At 68.8% G+C, this 15,495-nt stretch carries 13 protein-coding genes; 6 read left to right on the top strand and 7 right to left on the bottom strand.

The annotated features are described in order from the left end of the window. The 4 genes from OXM58_02595 to OXM58_02580 all read left to right on the top strand — a co-directional run. On the top strand, positions 1-461 hold a 461-nt coding region (locus tag OXM58_02595), incomplete at its 5' end, for a site-specific integrase (protein MDE0147234.1). After that, complete coding sequence (locus tag OXM58_02590; GenBank protein ID MDE0147233.1) at positions 448-1,632, top strand: tyrosine-type recombinase/integrase; 1,185 nt, start codon at positions 448-450, stop codon at positions 1,630-1,632. The genes OXM58_02595 and OXM58_02590, both read left to right, overlap by 14 nt. 213 nt (positions 1,633-1,845) lie before the next feature. Then, positions 1,846-3,108: a hypothetical protein gene (locus OXM58_02585; protein MDE0147232.1), complete on the top strand. Its 1,263-nt coding sequence runs from the start codon at positions 1,846-1,848 to the stop codon at positions 3,106-3,108. Between the two features lie 636 nt (positions 3,109-3,744). Continuing rightward, positions 3,745-4,116: a hypothetical protein gene (locus OXM58_02580; protein ID MDE0147231.1), complete on the top strand. Its 372-nt coding sequence runs from the start codon at positions 3,745-3,747 to the stop codon at positions 4,114-4,116. Positions 4,117-4,174: 58 nt separating this feature from the next. Here OXM58_02580 and OXM58_02575 read toward each other — a convergent pair whose 3' ends face one another. The 3 genes from OXM58_02575 to OXM58_02565 are packed head-to-tail and all read right to left on the bottom strand — an operon-like array spanning position 4,175 to position 6,037. Continuing rightward, complete coding sequence (locus tag OXM58_02575; protein MDE0147230.1) at positions 4,175-4,402, bottom strand: hypothetical protein; 228 nt, start codon at positions 4,400-4,402, stop codon at positions 4,175-4,177. A gap of 16 nt (positions 4,403-4,418) precedes the next feature. After that, positions 4,419-5,240, bottom strand: a complete 822-nt coding sequence (locus OXM58_02570) for a nucleotidyl transferase AbiEii/AbiGii toxin family protein (GenBank protein ID MDE0147229.1) — start codon at positions 5,238-5,240, stop codon at positions 4,419-4,421. Further along, positions 5,237-6,037: a type IV toxin-antitoxin system AbiEi family antitoxin gene (locus OXM58_02565; GenBank protein ID MDE0147228.1), complete on the bottom strand. Its 801-nt coding sequence runs from the start codon at positions 6,035-6,037 to the stop codon at positions 5,237-5,239. Before OXM58_02565 ends, OXM58_02570 begins: the two co-directional genes overlap by 4 nt. 213 nt (positions 6,038-6,250) lie before the next feature. Here OXM58_02565 and OXM58_02560 point away from each other — a divergent pair, with 213 nt between their 5' ends. After that, positions 6,251-6,919 carry a hypothetical protein gene (locus tag OXM58_02560; protein ID MDE0147227.1) on the top strand — a complete coding sequence of 223 codons (669 nt, stop codon included), beginning with the start codon at positions 6,251-6,253 and terminating at the stop codon, positions 6,917-6,919. A gap of 55 nt (positions 6,920-6,974) precedes the next feature. On the opposite strand, the gene OXM58_02555 is transcribed toward OXM58_02560, so the two are convergent. From OXM58_02555 to OXM58_02545, 3 genes are all read right to left on the bottom strand, one after another. Continuing rightward, positions 6,975-7,757: an NYN domain-containing protein gene (locus OXM58_02555; protein ID MDE0147226.1), complete on the bottom strand. Its 783-nt coding sequence runs from the start codon at positions 7,755-7,757 to the stop codon at positions 6,975-6,977. A gap of 171 nt (positions 7,758-7,928) precedes the next feature. Further along, complete coding sequence (locus OXM58_02550; GenBank protein ID MDE0147225.1) at positions 7,929-10,937, bottom strand: relaxase domain-containing protein; 3,009 nt, start codon at positions 10,935-10,937, stop codon at positions 7,929-7,931. Between the two features lie 2 nt (positions 10,938-10,939). Next, positions 10,940-13,093: a type IV secretion system DNA-binding domain-containing protein gene (locus OXM58_02545; GenBank protein MDE0147224.1), complete on the bottom strand. Its 2,154-nt coding sequence runs from the start codon at positions 13,091-13,093 to the stop codon at positions 10,940-10,942. A 145-nt stretch (positions 13,094-13,238) separates the two neighbouring features. Here OXM58_02545 and OXM58_02540 point away from each other — a divergent pair, with 145 nt between their 5' ends. After that, positions 13,239-13,583: a hypothetical protein gene (locus tag OXM58_02540; GenBank protein MDE0147223.1), complete on the top strand. Its 345-nt coding sequence runs from the start codon at positions 13,239-13,241 to the stop codon at positions 13,581-13,583. A gap of 14 nt (positions 13,584-13,597) precedes the next feature. Here the strand turns inward: OXM58_02540 and OXM58_02535 are convergent. Beyond that, on the bottom strand, positions 13,598-15,495 hold a 1,898-nt coding region (locus tag OXM58_02535; protein ID MDE0147222.1), incomplete at its 5' end, for a conjugal transfer protein TraG N-terminal domain-containing protein.

Genomic DNA, 15,495 nt, shown 5'->3' with positions numbered 1-15,495 from the left:
CGCTCGAATGGGACTGGATCAAGGGGAAGCGCATCCACCTTCCCGACTCGAAATCCGGGCCGCGCACGGTATGGCTGTCGAGCGCCGCGCGCGCGGTGATCGACGCGATCCCGCGTTACAGCGCCGATTGCCCGTTTCTGTTTCCGGCGCGCCCGCCGACGCGGCCCGTCGGCACGATTCAGCGCGATTGGGACCGCATCCGCGTCGAGGCGGGGCTGCCCGGCCTGCGGCTTCACGACCTCCGGCATAGCTGGGCTTCGGTCGCCGCGATGAACGGCGTGGACATGGTGACCGTCGCGAAGCTGCTCGGTCACGCCTTGGTCGAGACCACCGAGCGATACGTCCACTTGTCGGACCAGTCCGTCACGGACGCCGCCGACCGGGTATCGAACCGCATCCATGCGGCCTTGGCCGGAAAAGGCGCGGCGCAGGAGGGAGGGCGCGACCATGCCCAGGGTTGACCTTACCGCGAAGCTGGCCCGCGACAGCCAGCCCGGCCCGAAGGACGCCATCCTGTTCGACAAGGCGCTGCCCGGCTTCGGGCTGCGCATCCACCCGTCGGGCCGCAAGGTCTGGATCGTGCAGGCCCGCATCGAGGGGCGGAGCCGCCGCATCGTCATCGCCCGGTTCGGCGAGATGCAGCTTGCCGAGGCCCGCCGCCGCGCCCGCGACATGCTCGACCGCATCCGCAAGGGCGGGAACCCCGCCGAGGACATCCGGCGCGAGAAGGAGACCCCGACCTTCCGGGCGTTCACCGAGGAATATCTGCGGCGCAGCGATCCGCACTGGAAGCCTTCGGGCCGCGAGACCGTGCGCATCTATCTGAACGCCCGCATCCTGCCCGCCTTCGGCGGAATGCCGCTCGACCGCATCGGCCCCGAGGACGTGGCGGCGTGGTTCGACGCGGCGAGCAAGGGCAAGTCCGGCGCGGCCAACCGTGCACTCGAAATCCTGCGCGCGATGATGTTCCGGGCCGAGGAATGGGGCTTGCGCGAGCGCGACACCAACCCCTGTCTCGGCATCGCCTTCAACCCGAGGAAGAAGATCGCCCGCTTCCTCGATACGGACGAACTCGCCCGGCTCGGGCGCGCGCTCGACGCGCACGAAGCGCGCTGGCCCGAGGCCGTCGCCGCGATCCGGCTGCTGGCGCTCACCGGCTGCCGCCGCAGCGAAGTGCTCAATCTCCGCTGGCGGAATATCGGCGCCGATGCGTTGAACCTCGAAGACTCGAAAACCGGCCCGCGCGCGGTGCCGCTCGGCGAGGCCGCGCGCGCCGTCATCGACGCGCTGCCCCGTCGCCGGAAGCCGGCAGCGTTCCTGTTTCCGCGCCATGCGGAGAAACGCGGAACAGGGAGCTTCGATGGTTGCTGGCGCGCGGTCTGCAAGGATGCCGGGCTCGGCAGGCTCCGCCTGCATGATCTTCGGCACACCGCAGCCAGTCAGGCCGTCATGGCAGGTGAGAATCTGCCACTGGTCGGCAAAATTCTAGGCCACCGGCGGCACCGCACCACCGCCGGCTACGCCCACCTTGCCGACGGCCATCTGGTCGAGGCAGCGGAACGAGTTGGCTCGATCATCGCAGTGGCCATGGAATCCGCCCAAACACCGCCAACCAACCACGGGGTTGCCTGATCGACCGCGAAAATCCAAAATCGCCCTTGCGACAACCAGCAGAGACCCAACGTCGGGTCACCTGCTGAATAGAACAGCACCGATCCGGCGACGGTTTGGCCACCATCGCTTGGCGCGAATAGGCAGGACTTCTTCGCACTCTCTGCGTGGTTGTCGCATGGCCCGGCACCATTCCCGTGCCGGGATGCAATGCTGACCACGGGAGAGCGACACATGACATCCTCGGATAGACGACTGGCGCGAGCCGCGCCGTTGGCCGTTGCCGGCACATTCGCCCTGCTGACCCTTGCCGCCTGTGGCGGCGGCGGTGGAGGTGGAGGCGGACCCATCTCAATGATACCGCCCGCTCAGGACCTGACGAATCCGGCGGCGGCGGCCAACACGGCCGCAAAGATCGCCGAAGCCGCAAGAGCCCAACCCGCGCCCGGCAGCGTCACGCAGTCCTCGAACGTGGACAGCAGCAACATTACAACCGACCAAGTGAGAATCACCGCGCAGCACGGTACTGGCGGCCCCAGCTTCTCCGTTCGCAACGGAACAGCGTGGTCTATCGGCACGAGCGACGGCAATCCCAGCCGCATTTCTGGCACTCCGTCTCCGTGGCAGGGTGTCGAGTTGAGCAAGCGCATTGGCAGTAGCGTGCTCTATGTCGATGCCTACACGGATATCGAAGCGCCTTCACAGGTGACGACCGGCGGAACCTACGCGTTCAGGTTTACGACGGTTAACGTCGGCGGGCAATACGTCGTACAGAGCAGCGACGTCTCCCTTCCTGCCGCCTTCAATGGCGTAAGCGGCACGGCAAGTTGCACGGGTTGTTCGTTCGTCTACACGACAGGACAACTTCAGATGACAGCCGGGAGCATGACGTTCACGCCCTCGGATAGTTCTGCTGCAACGACCCTCACGGCAGGAAGCGTGACCAGCACGGTGGCGGATGCGGATTATCTGGCAGGCGGGATTTGGCTGATTGCCCCGGACAATGCGACCCGTGCTGCCGACTACGAATTCGGTGCGTTCGCCGACGGCAGCGATCCGTTCATGCAGAGCAACCTTGCCGCCGTGACGGGTCCTGCAACCTACATAGGCGACGCGACCGGGGTGTATTCGGAAACCGCGGGCGGTTCCACCGAGATCGGGTATTTCGACGGCGATGTCCGGCTGACCGCGAATTTCGGCGACGCGAGCGGTCTCGGCACGATCAGCGGGTGGATCACTAATTTCGACGTGGATGGCGAGCGGGTCGCCGGCAGGTTGGACCTCGGGTCGGCCAACATCGGTGCGCAGAACAGCGGTTTCTTCAGAGGGGCCGTCACCGGAGCCGACGGCGAGCGCCGCTACACCGGACACTGGGGCGGGCAGTTTTTCGGAAACGGTCAAGCCGATGGACGACCCGGCTCGGTCGCCGGGACGTTCGGCGGGCATTCCACAGACGATGCCGTCAGCTTCCTCGGCGCGTTCGGCGCCCATAAGTAATCCTCGCTTCTGAAACGGCAGAAGGGCAGCCCTGCGGCTGCCCTTCCCGTTTGCTTAGGATCTCCGCATTGCCTTGTTACCTCCTGCTTCCTATAGTGCCGTCCGGAAGCCGCGCGGCGGTTCGGGGACTGTCCCCGCAAGTGCGCGGCGGGCGCTGCCGCTCAAGCGCCGCTCGGGCTAAATGCCGATGGCAAAACGGCTTTCATCGCCCGACGGTTTGAGCAGTCAGGAAGCGCGACAGGGACGCCATTCGGCGCGTTGGTCTCACACCCCACGCAGCAGGCTGCCAGAGGGCGCATGCGCGCGCGGACCATGCCTTTTGTGCGCCTTTCGGCGACTTTGGGCGATTTCAGACACCAGGGCGTTGTTGGAACGAGCGTATGCTCCGAGCATACGGCGCTATCCCGTTGAATTCGCTTGAAAAATATTTCCCCGTATGCTCTGAGCATACGCCTGCCGCCTCTTCCCGGACAGTCCTGTATGCTCTGAGCATACGGCTGTCGCATCCTCCCCGACGGTCCTGTATGCTCAGAGCATACGCCCAGGACCGAGCGCTATCGACGCGAAATTGCTGCTACTACCCCTTTTCGTCGCCCGGACTGTTCATCGAAACCGGCCTGGAGGAACTACCTGGACATGAGCGAAGAGACTTCGGACGTCCCGGAATCCAATACGAATTTGGCAGAAGGGGGAGCCGAGGCGCGCCGCGCCCGCTCGATCCGCTTCTCCGATTCCGAATGGGACGCCGTCGAAAGGGCCGCCGGCGAGCGCGGTATGCACGCCGCAGAGTTCGCCCGGCACGCCGTCTTGGGCGTCGCAAGCGGCCGATACGCTGCCGATCAGGGCGTGTTTCCGCCCCAATACGCGGACCTGATCGAGCGGATTTTCCGCGGTACGCACATCCTGATGACGCTGAAACGCGATGAATTGGTCCTCGAAGGACGCGGCGAAGAGCTGGAAGAGCTGATCAAATCCACGCGCCAGTTGCAGGAATCGCTCCTCGACTGAGGTCCGAACCAGCAACTACCGCATCGCCAAGTCGTCCCTCGCCCGGTCCGCGCTCCCGTCATTGTGTGGCAATCTTGTACAACCTCTGAAACCGATGATCGCCCGCCATCCCGGCATTTGCCCCAACCAACGCATCGAAAATCTCGCGAAGGCGATGCCTCTCGTAAACCTGCAGGTCTTCCGCATCCACCACACGGTCAAGCACACGAAGCATCGCCTCCGGATACTGCTCGGCATGGCCGTTCTCATTGAGACGGAAGAGGCCCCGACCCTCGAGCGGCCGCAACTGCTCCGCCGCCCGCTCATGCTTCCGTCTCGCCCTTCCACGGCTCGCCCGGGAGGAGCGAGATCAGTTGTTCGGACACTGTCCCGGCTCTCTCCGCCGGCCGCCACTCGAACTCCGGCCTGAGCAAGGCGCTCATGTCGGCATTGAACTGTGCATCGCCGATCTTCCCCGCAAGGTTCCGTTCGAACATGGCGCGGGTTACCGGACCGCCCTCGCGGTCCATGTACTCCCGGAACGCCGCAACGATCCGTCCCGGATTGCTCCGCGCGTCCCCCAGTCCCGTCGCCAGATCGAACAGATCCCGGCCCTTGCGCCGCTGGTAGAGCGCGCGCATCTTGGTCGCCAGCAGTTCGTCGAGCTCGAAGGTCGCGATGTCCGCCTGCCCGGAATACCACCGCGACTCGACCGAGAACGGGCGTTTGCTGAATCCCAGCACCGCAAAATGCTCGCGGGTATTGATCTCGACCTTGAGGCGCAGCCGGATCGCCGGCACGTCCTCGGACAGGAACCGGTAGCCGAACGTCACCCGGCCCTGCGACTGCTTCCACCGCGCTTCGCCGAGCCAGGGGTCGAGCGCGTTTCGCAAGGCGTCCATCATCGGGCCGGCTGGCCCGGGCTCTACCTGAACCAGATCGATATCCTCGGAATACCGCGCGGGCGGCGTCAGGTAGAGCTTGTAGAGCGCCGTGCCGCCGCGGAAGGCGAGCGCCCCGGCGAGAACGGGATCGGAGAATATCTCGACCAGGGCCCGGCTGATGACCAGGTCCTGCTCGACCTGGAAGTCCTCGTTCCAGGGCGCCTGCGCCCGCCACTGGGTGATGTAGTCCCGCGGGATCACGCATCCGCCTCGATGCTTGCGTTCACCAACAGCCGCCAGTCCTTCGACCGCGGCGCACCCGTGGCATCCGCGCCGGGCAGGAGCTTTGTGTAGTTTCGCGCGCGCTGCCGCACATGCTCCTTGAGCGGCGCCACCCTGTCTCCTGCCCCGACATGCTCCAGCAGGTAGCCCAGACGCTGCGCCCAGAGGATCGATGCCGACTGCGAAGCCTCGACGAGACGCTCCGGGTCAACGTCCTCGCCGAGTTCGGAAAGTACGCCGGCCACCCGGTCCACGCCTCCGGCGCGGTGCATGTACCCGACGAGATCGACCGCCGTCGCCTCCACGGTCGAGACCACGATCGTGCCGCGCGGATTGTTGACCCTCTCGACGGGCACGGCAGCGAGATTCCGGCGCGCGACGAACGCAACCCTGACGGCGCCGCAGACGATCGCAGGCCGGTTCTTGTCCACCACCACCTGAAATTCCTGCGGGCGATGATGGGCCGCGCCGTGATATTGCGCGGCCGAGAGGAGGCCGACATAGTAGCGAATGCCCCAATGCTCCATCAGCGACGGTACGAACTGGTCCGCCGGCAGGCAGCCGAGCCGTCTGTATTCGGGCGGCACGATGACGTAGAATCCGCGCGCGGGGCTTGCGATCTCTCCCTTGGCCGCGAGACGGCTCAGCGCCTGGCGAGCGGCTGCCTCGGAGACTCCGAGGGCCGAGCGAAGCTCGGACGAGGTAAAGTGATACTGGCCACGGGCGACTAGGTCGGCGATGACGTTGCGCGCTCGGGGTGCAGCAGATTCAAACATAACTCTGGTAAAGTAGCATTAATTGTCACGTTATCAATGTGAAATATGAATATTGGTCCATCGATCCGAAGTCTCACCTCGCCTCTCATAGGCACCGCCCCGGTCTGCCTTCGAGATGCCGCCGATCGGGTTCCGTTCGGCCCTTGAACCGGGAGAACGCTGCGACATCTCCGGGATCGTCGAATCCCGTTCTTCCAATCTCAGAGGTCCTCCATGTCAAGAGTCACCGAAATTCTGCGTTCCCTGGACCGGAAGGAGCGCTTCGCGGTCCTCCGGGAAACGCTCGGCTTCGACCCAACCGCCCCCGAACTCGGCGCGAGATTCCGCACGCGGCTGAGCACCTGCATCGGCGTACCGGTCCCGGCGAAGGCGTTCGTCGCCATGGACTACCACCTCGACTGGATACAGCTGGCCCTCCACCTCGCGGAGATTTCCGGGATCGCCCCCGGCACCGCCTTCGCGAACCCGGACTTCGAGGACTTCAACGCCGACCAGGAGGACATCGACCTGCTGCTCGCCTTCGAAAACGGGGATGCCGGGCGGCCCCTGACCCATCTGGTCCTGATCGAAGCCAAGGCCTACCTGCCCTGGACCAACAGTCAGCTGGCGTCCAAGACGAGGCGGCTCGGCGAGATCTTCGGCGGCGACGGAACGCGGCACGACACGGTCGAGCCGCATTTCGTGCTGATGACGGAGCGCAGGTCCCGCAACATCCAGTCCAGCAATTGGCCCGGCTGGACGACGGACCGCAATGGAGAGCCGTTCTGGCTCGAGTACAAGCTGCCTTGCCGCCGCAAGGTCACGCGCTGCGATGCCGCCGGCAGGCCCGACAGGCGCGGCGATCACCTGCGGCTCGACCGTGTACCGCGCCCGGTCGGGTAACGGTCCGCGTCAGGCATCCGGCCGATCCAGTCCCCGGCAACAAAGCCCTCCGCCGTCACGACTTCCCTGAAGCGCGCGTCATCGCCTTGCCGGGCGCCTTGCCGGGCGCCTTGCGTTTCGCGGACTTGCGCCGGATACGCACCCCGCCCGAGCTTGCCTTGCCGATTTCGAACCCGCCCGACTTCTCGACCAGGGTGCTCAGGTTCCGGCAACCGTAGCTGCGCGGGTCGAAATCGGGCACGAGGGCCAGGATTTTCTTGCCGACATCGCTCAGGTTCGCCCAGCCGTCGTCGTCGGAGCCCTCGATCACCGTCGCGATCATCTTCACGGCCTTCGAGGGCGGCTCCGTTCCCCTTCCGGCATTCTCTTCGCCGCTGTCCTTTTCCGCACCCTCTTCCGTCAGGTTCTCGACATAGATGAATCGGTTGCAGGCGTTGCGGAAGGCCTCGACCGCCTTGCGCTCGCCGAAGCCATACACTTCGAGCCCTTCCTCGCGCAGGCGCTGAGCGAGCCGCGTGAAGTCGCTGTCGGAACTCACCAGGACGACCCCGTCGAGGGTGCGCTTGTACATGAGGTCCATCGCGTCGATCACCAGGGCGATATCGGAGGCGTTCTTGCCCTTCGAGTTGCTGCGCTGCTGGTGCTGCAGGATCGCCAGGGACTGGATTGCCTTGTTCCAGCCGGCGAGGCGGGAACCTGAAAAATCGCCGTAGATGCGCCGCACGTTGGCCTCGCCCAGCTTGACGATCTCGTCGAAGATCGCCTGGGCGTGCTTCGCACTGGTGTTGTCGGCGTCGATGAGGACCGCAAGGCTCTTCGTTTCGCGGGCTTCCGGCATGGGCGCTCCTTGCGGGCGCCCCTCTTCGGATGCAGCCCGCACGGCATGTGGTTCATGGTTGCCGGAGGTTCTTACGGCCTCGCCGCCGCGTGCGCCATGCCCTGCGCGCCGTTCCCCATGCCGGGACCGCCTCTCCCGTTCCTTCCCGGCTGCCGGCCATCGGCCGATGCGTCACAGACCCAGGTCCATGCCTCCCCTGCCGCGGTCGCGCACGGGCGGTTCGGGCCCCTTCGCCGGCGCCTTCGAGGGAGATCGGCTCTCCTCCCTTGCCGTGCCGATGTCCTGCTCCGTTCCGCCTTCCGGCCGCAACGCGCGGTCCAGGCCGGCTTCGGCCGTCCTGTCCGGCGCCTCGCGCTTCGTCTCGCCGATGCCTTCGAGCGCTGCGATGCGCTCGCCGGTGACGGCCTCGAGCTGAGTCTTCAGGTCTTCGGCGTTGTCGGTCACCAGTTCGGCCCGGTCGCGGGCGCGGCTGATCTCGACATAGAAGCTCTTCTGGGTCGTAAGATGCTTGTGCCGGGCCTCTATCGCGGCGATGACCCGGTCCACCGTGCGGCCCTGGAAGGCGTGCACGGTGGACGCCCAGGCATGGTCGAGATGGCGCAACTGCGGGTCGTGGCGCCCCAGTTCGAGCTTCCTGCCGTCCTCCAGCGCGAAGGTCACGCGGTTCCCGGCGATCGAGTCGACCGTGGCGGTGGCGCTGTTGACGATGCCGAGCCCGTCATGGTTGCGGGTCCAGCGGATGCGGTCGCCGGCCCTGAGCTCGATGTATTCCGTCCGGTAGACCTCGCTGCCGCCCTTCCGCCCGGCGATCTCGCCCGGCTTCCAGCGCACCGGACCGTTCTCGCCGCCCTCGAGCACCACCTCCCGGTTCCGGTGGTCGACGCCGGCGACCCGGCGCTCGCTGCCCTTCTCGACGCCGAGCCGCTTGTAGGGCCGGTGGAACACCACCACGTCGCCGGCGGCATAGTTGCCGGCGAGCGCCTTCTCCGCCCTGGTGTAGCCCTTCGAGACCAGGCGTTGCGCGTGCAGCGCAGGGCCGTGGACGGTGCCGTCGCGCGCCAGGCGCTCGCGGATATGGCCGTTGATCGCCTGGCGCAGTTCGTGGGACGGCGCCATGATCCCGGTGTTCTCCCGGACTTCCGGTGTGAGTCTGAGCCAGCGCGCCGCCACGGCGCCGGCGATGTTGTCGGGCTTCACCTCGGCGACGTTGCTTCCGAGCTTCCCGAAAGCGGTCTCGATGTCGCCCTTGAGGCTCGCCTCGACGGCCTCCTTCAGCACGGGATCGCGCTGGCGGACGATCTCGTCCATGGTCGCGGTCTTCATGCCGGCGGCCTGGAGCTGGGCGAACGGCTTGCCGGCGTCGACGGCGTCGAGCTGCTTGCTGTCTCCGACCAGGACGACGCGCGGGATGCGGACCTCGTTGGCGATCCGGAGCAGGTCTCGGGCCTGGACGGTCGAGGCCAGCGAGCCCTCGTCGACCACCAGGATCGTCTTCTCGAAGGCGGCGCGCATCGCCTTCGCGCCCGCTTCGGTCAGCCTGCCCCCGGCCACGCCGGCGTTGCGGGCGAGGAAGCGCTGCAGGGTCTCGGTCCCGATGCCGGCTTCCGAGGCGAGGGTCTGCGCCGCCGAGGCGGAAGGCGCGAGGCCGATCATGCGCCAGTGCTTCTTCTCCGCCAGCGCCCGCGCCCGGTTGAGCATGGCGGTCTTGCCGGTGCCGGCGTATCCCTGGACGCCCACGACCCGGTCCTTCGCCGACAGGATCAGCTTCACGGCGTCCCTCTGCCCCCCGGTGAGCGGCCCGCCGCTGAGGCGCCCCTGCACCATCCAGCCCTGCATGAGGGCTGCGCCGCGGCCGGCGCCCGCGCGCATCGCCGCGATCGCCTCGCGCTCCTCGCCGATGGTCTTCGCGGTGGCGAGCGAGTCCTCCGCGCCGGGCAGGTCGACGGCGTGGAGCATTCCGGCCTTCTCCAGGGCGGCGACCTCGCGCTCGGCCTCGCCGATCCCGACCGCGCCCGGCTTGTGGGAAAGCGCGGCGGCGAGCAGGTCGGCGCGGGCGAACACCGCCTCCCGCTCCGAGAGATGCGCCATCGCCCACGCCATGGCCTCCGCCGCGGGCGAGGGCGGCGCGGCCTCCGCCGGAGCCTCGCGGCCGGGCGCGTGTGCCGGACCGTCGAACGGCAGCTCCATTTGCCCGATTTCGTCCGCCGCCCGGCCCGGTCCGGATCCCGGCGCCGCTTCCCGCTCCGGCGCGGCGCTTCTCTCGATCGCCTCCGCGACCAGCGCCCGGGCGTCGAGGCCGAGACCGGCGGCCTGTTTCGCCCACACGTCCCACAGCTCGGCGCGGTCGATGTCGCGCTTGCCAGCCCTGGTCATCAGCGCCGCGCGCTCGGCGAGCCGCGGATTGTCGGCGGAGGCGCCGAGATTGCGCTCGGCCATCGCCGCCTCGATCTCGGCGCGGCGGGTGGAGAAGGCCTCGACGGTTTCGCGCGGCACGCCGCCGATCTCGAAGCGGCCGTCGGCGTGGCTCTTCTCGACCTCGTAGCCGAGCCGCGTGAGTAATACCGCGAGCTCGCTGCGGTAGAGCATCCCGATCAGCTTCTGGCGCGCGTAGAGGCCCTCGTTGGCCATCGTCCGCCACTTGCCGTCCTCCCCCTTGACCATGTTGGCGAGCACGGCATGGGTGTGGAGCTGGGGGTCGAGATTGCGCGAGGTGTCGTGACGGAAGGCGGCGGCGACGATCTTCTGGCCGCCGATCCGCGCCATCTTGCCCGCGTCCGGGTTTTTCATGCGCGTTTCGGCGGCGTTCTTCTCGATCCAGGCGAGGGTTGCCGCCACCGCCTTGTCGTGGGCCTCGACGATGCGCCGGTCGCCGCCGACCAGCGCGGCCAGCGAGACGGATTTCGGCGCCGAGAAGGTCAGGTCGCGGCCGGGACGGTGGACGATCTCTCCGTCCTTGCCGCGCTTGCCGAGCTGCCGCCCCGAGCCGTCCGGCACCTTGCCTTCAAGGACCTGCCGGAAGGTATCGGCGTCGACCGGCCCCTTCAGGCCGAGCTCTTCCGCTCCCTTCCCGGCCCAGCCGCTGGCCTCGCGGTGCTCGGGATCGTCCTTGGCGTAGTAGCCGTCGCGCTCGTAGTAGGACGCGCCTTGGGCCGCCGAGGACAGCGCGCCGATCGAGAGCATGCTCAGTACCAGCCGCCGGTATCGCGACCTTCGGCCGGTGCGGCAGGTCCCTGTCCGGCCGGTGTCGCGGACGGGGGCGGTTTCCTTCCCGGCGCTGCCTCCCCGGCGCCATCGGCGCGGCCGTTCTCGCCGGCGGGCCGTCCGGCGTCGCAATTGCCTCCTGCTCTCGCATCCGCCTCCCGATCCGGCAATTCCGGTCCCGGCGGGCGTTCGACCGGCGCGTAGTCCAGCGCGCCCTGCAGGTATGCCGGCTCCGGCGGGGTGTCCGGCGGGACGGACCCTTCGGCCTCGCCGGTCCCGGGTCCGGCCGCCTGCTTCGCTCTCCCCGCCCCTTGGTCTCCGGGAGACGTCGGGACAGGGGCCTCTCCGGCGCCGGTCGTCCCGGCCCCGCCCGCGCCCGCTCCGGACGGATCCTCCCCGCGCGCCACGAACCGCTCCGCCGCCTTCGGCCGGGCGACGTAATTCAGCTTGATCGAGGCGACCGGGAAGGGGCCGGGGAACTTCAAGTAGCCCTCCAGGTTGGCGAGCCGCATGATCTCGGACGGCAGCGCCAGGGCGCGCAATTCCCGGCGCGGCGTCAGGCTCACGCCGTCGCGGATGGTGTTGGCGCCGTAGGAGAAGCCCTCGGCGACCTCCTCGACCTCGCTGCGGCCCAGGCTGTCGGCCGACCATTGCGCGGTGTCGCGGTCGGGGGCGGCCAGCACCACCCGCGTGCCGCAGAGCCCGGAGATCGTCTCCGCGCCGTTGCGCCCGTACAGGTCGCGCAGCGCCGAGGCGACCTGGACGCCGAGCACGAAACAGCCGCCGAACTGGCGCGACTCGGCGAGGCCGGGCTGCAGGCTCGGCACCTGGTGCAGCGTCGGCAGCTCGTCGAGGATCACCCAGATGCGCCGTCCGTCGTCCTGGGCGAGCGAGAGCATGGCGTTGACCGCGATCTCGAGCCAGGTCGAGATCAACCCGCGCAGGCTGGCATGCTGGTCGCCGCGCGAGGTCAGGAACAGGAACCCGCCGCGCGCCTCGCCGGAAATCCACTCCCGGATCGAGAACGGCCTGCCGTTGTCGGGCAGGAGCTCCAGCGCCGAGACGTTGGCCGTCAGCATGGCCCGGACCGAGAGGGCGGTCTTGGGGTTCTCGGGATCGACGATCGACTGGGCGACCGTGCCCTGCATCGCCTCGGCGAGCGCCGTCAGCTCGGTCTTGAGCAGATGGTCGACCAGGACCCGGTTGTCCTCGGCGCCCTGCTTCCAGAACACCCCGGCGCCGTTCGAGAAGAGCTGCCTTGCCGCCGTCACCCAGAACGGGTCCACCGTGTCCTTCTGCTGCGGGATCAACGCCGCGGCCATCATGTCGAAGTCGCGGGGATCGCGCGCCTCGAAGAAGGGCGACCAGCGCGGCGCACGGGCGTCGAGCGGGTTCATCAGCACGTCGCGGTCCCTGTCGAAGAAGGATCGGGTGTAGCTGCCCATCTTGTCGTAGATCACGCAGCGCTCGCCGCGCGTGCGGATCTGGGAGACCAGATCGGAGATCAGCACGGTCTTGCCCGAGCCGGTGGTGCCCGAGACGATGGTATGCTGGGTCTCGGTCCGCTCGGGATACGGAATGCCGGCGATCGAGTAGGGCCGCAGGCGGCGGCCGCCGGGCAGGCGCGTCAGCACGCGGAGATGCGGCGCCTGTATCCGGCGGCGCAACTCGGCGGCCGTCACCATCTCGGCGCCCCTGATGCGCTTCTGCCGGCCGAGCCGGGCGCCGCGATACCAGAACACGACCAGGAACAGCCCGATCAGCCCCACCCCGGCCGCCGCGCCCAGCCCGGCGCTGGCGAACATCTCCGACTTGATCCGCTCCCGCGCCTCGCGGGCCGGAAGGGAGGCGGCGACGTCGCGGATGCGCAATACGCGCCGGGTGCCGTCCCTGAACCGGACCTCCTGGCCCGAATCCGGGTCGTAGCCGAGCGCGAGCTTGGCCTCGGCCAGCGTCACCATGCCGGCGGCGTACCACTCCGCGCCCGTGGTCGACCGCCACAGCGTCCAGGCCGGCACCGCCACGGTCGTGAAGGCCGCGAACAGGAGCGCCGCGTTGAACAGCTGGCCCCACATGCGGATGCCGTGGAACACGGTCTGGCCGCCCCGGAGCGTGCTGCCGCCGATGCCGCGCACGTCGCTCTCCTCATCCGTGCGCCGATCGCCGCCCGGAGCGGGAGGCAGACCGGGTCAGGGCGAACGGGTCGGGACCGGAGAGAGCCCGGATCCGGGGGAACCTGTCCCGGCCCCCGAGCCGGGAGGGCAGACGGAGGACAGGGACATGACGCGCAGAGACACGGCACCGGCGACGGTCCGCACCACCCCTGCCGAGCGCGCCTTCGTGCTCGGCGGCTTCGCGCTCGCGGCGCTTGGCACGGCGCCCGCGGCCCTGCTCGAAGCCGGCCTGGAGGCCGTCGCCGCCCTCTGGCTGGCGGCGGCGGCGTGGGCGTTCGTCGCTTCGCTCGTCCTGGCGCTGCGGCGGGGGTTGCGCCACCGCGACTGGCGCGCGTTCGGCCGCTACGAGATGACGGACGGCACCGAGCTGGTTGACTGGAGCACGAACTCGGGGAAGTGGTACGACCTGGCCGTCGCCGAGGAGAACGAGCGGCTGATGCGCGGGGGTTGAGCCCGGCCCCGGCGTCACGGCGATGACTCGCCCCAGCCCGTCTCGTCCGGCGGCGGCCGCTTCCCTGCACTGCCGGGCGCGCCGTCCGGCACGGCGTTCTTCGCCGAGCCGAACAGGTTGCCGGCGAGCCAGCCGCCGACCACGGGCAGGTTCTCGGTCGCGTGCCGCTCGAACGGCTTGCCGGTCTCGCCCGCGATGCCGGCTCCGACCGCCGCTGCCTCGCCCTTCGCGACCGTCTGCCGCGCGTCGCGCGCCGTGCCCTTCATGGTCATCTCGGTCTTGGTCTCCGCACGCTCCGTGCGCGCCGCGGCTTCGGTCTCGGCCGGCCGCGGCGCACCGGCTTCTTCCGCCCGCTTGCGCACCGCATCCGCGCCGCCGGCATGGGCTGCCGCGGTCTCTCCGGCAGAGGCGTCGCGCAATTTTGCAGCGCCGGCATCGTATGCCGCCGCGCCGCCGACGCTCGATGGATCCGGACCGGCGGGCGCCGGATACTTCTCGGCAATGAACGCGGCGGCGTATTCCCGGAGCTGCTCCGAATCCTCCGCCGTCTGGGGCGAGGCGATGCGCATGGCGCCGGCGGCGCCGATGGCGCGCCCGTCCGTGCCCTTCTGTTCCGACAGCCAGGCGAAGAAGGGCTGGCCGAGCTCGCGCTCGATCGCCTGGGCGTCCGAGCGCACCTGGGCGGCCTGCTCGGACCAGCTCTCGGACTCCTGCCGCGCCACCGACGCCCGCTCCTGGAACGTCCGCATGCGGGTCAGGTTGGCCGACAGGCTCTCGTCCAGGCTCGCCAGTTCGCTGTCGCCCGTCTGGGTGGAATAGCGCCGGGAAGCGTCGGCGACCTGCGACCAGGTCTCGGTCACGCCGTGCTGGCGGTCGTATTCCTTGACCCGGTTCCAGGCGTCCTGCTCGATGGTCTGGCCGCGCCACATCACCGAGCCCTCGGCCCCCGCCTTGACCACGAAGTCCCAACCGCCGCCGACCCGGGCCTGGCCGGTCAGCACCGCCGCCTGGCTCTTCGAAATGCCGGCGATCTCGGCCAGCTTCTCGACATGGGAGTCAAGCTGCTGGGCCTGGCTGCTTTCGCTTTCGGTGACGCCGCGCGCGTAGGCCTCGCCCGTCGACACGTCGTGCGAGTAGCGCTGCATCATCGCGGTTGCGTCGGTGACGGCGGCGTTGCGCGCCTGGCCCGCCTCGGCCGACCAGTGCTGCGAGAGAGTGCGCGCATGGGCCGCCCGCTGCTCGTGCGAGGTCGCCAGCGACTCCGAGAGCCGCACGCCCGCGGCCGGAATCCGGCTGGGGGCGGCGCCGGCGTCCGCCACCACCGTGCCGTCGCCGGTCACGGTCATCGCGGCGCCGGCCGGCGCGTAGCCGGTGTAGCGGTCGGTATCGACATGGGCGGAGGTGCGGATCTGGCGGCCTTCCAGGGTCGCGAAACGGTGCGTGTCGTAGCCGGTGTTGGCGAGGCTCAGGTTGCCGGTCGTTCCCTCATGGGCGGCGGACGAGGCAGCGTCCTGACCCACAGCCAGCACGGATGTCGCCAACACAGTCGCTTTCGACAGCCCATACGCCAATGCCGCCGCCAGAAACGGCACCGACATGGAGAGGTAGCCCGACATCACCGCGACGTCCGAGGCGACCGCCCGGATTCCGGCCTGCGCCACCAGCGAGATGCCGATATCGCCGCCCGGCATCGCCGCCGCGGCCGACATCCGCTCGGCCGCCTCGCCCATCGAGATGCGGTGCAGCACGGCGTAGAGCGGCCCCCAGGACTGGAGCCAGACCAGCCCGGTCACATACGACCGGAATATGGTCGCTCCGGCCGGGGTCAGCATCAGCAGCACCGCCATCGGGAAGGCGCCGACATAGAGGCACTCGAAGACGATGCGCAGCAGCGGCACCCAGGTCTCGGCCT

This window comes from Rhodospirillaceae bacterium, from assembly GCA_028819475.1.
Lineage (GTDB): Bacteria > Pseudomonadota > Alphaproteobacteria > Bin65 > Bin65 > Bin65.
This window is presented reverse-complemented; position numbering and strand designations above follow the sequence as displayed.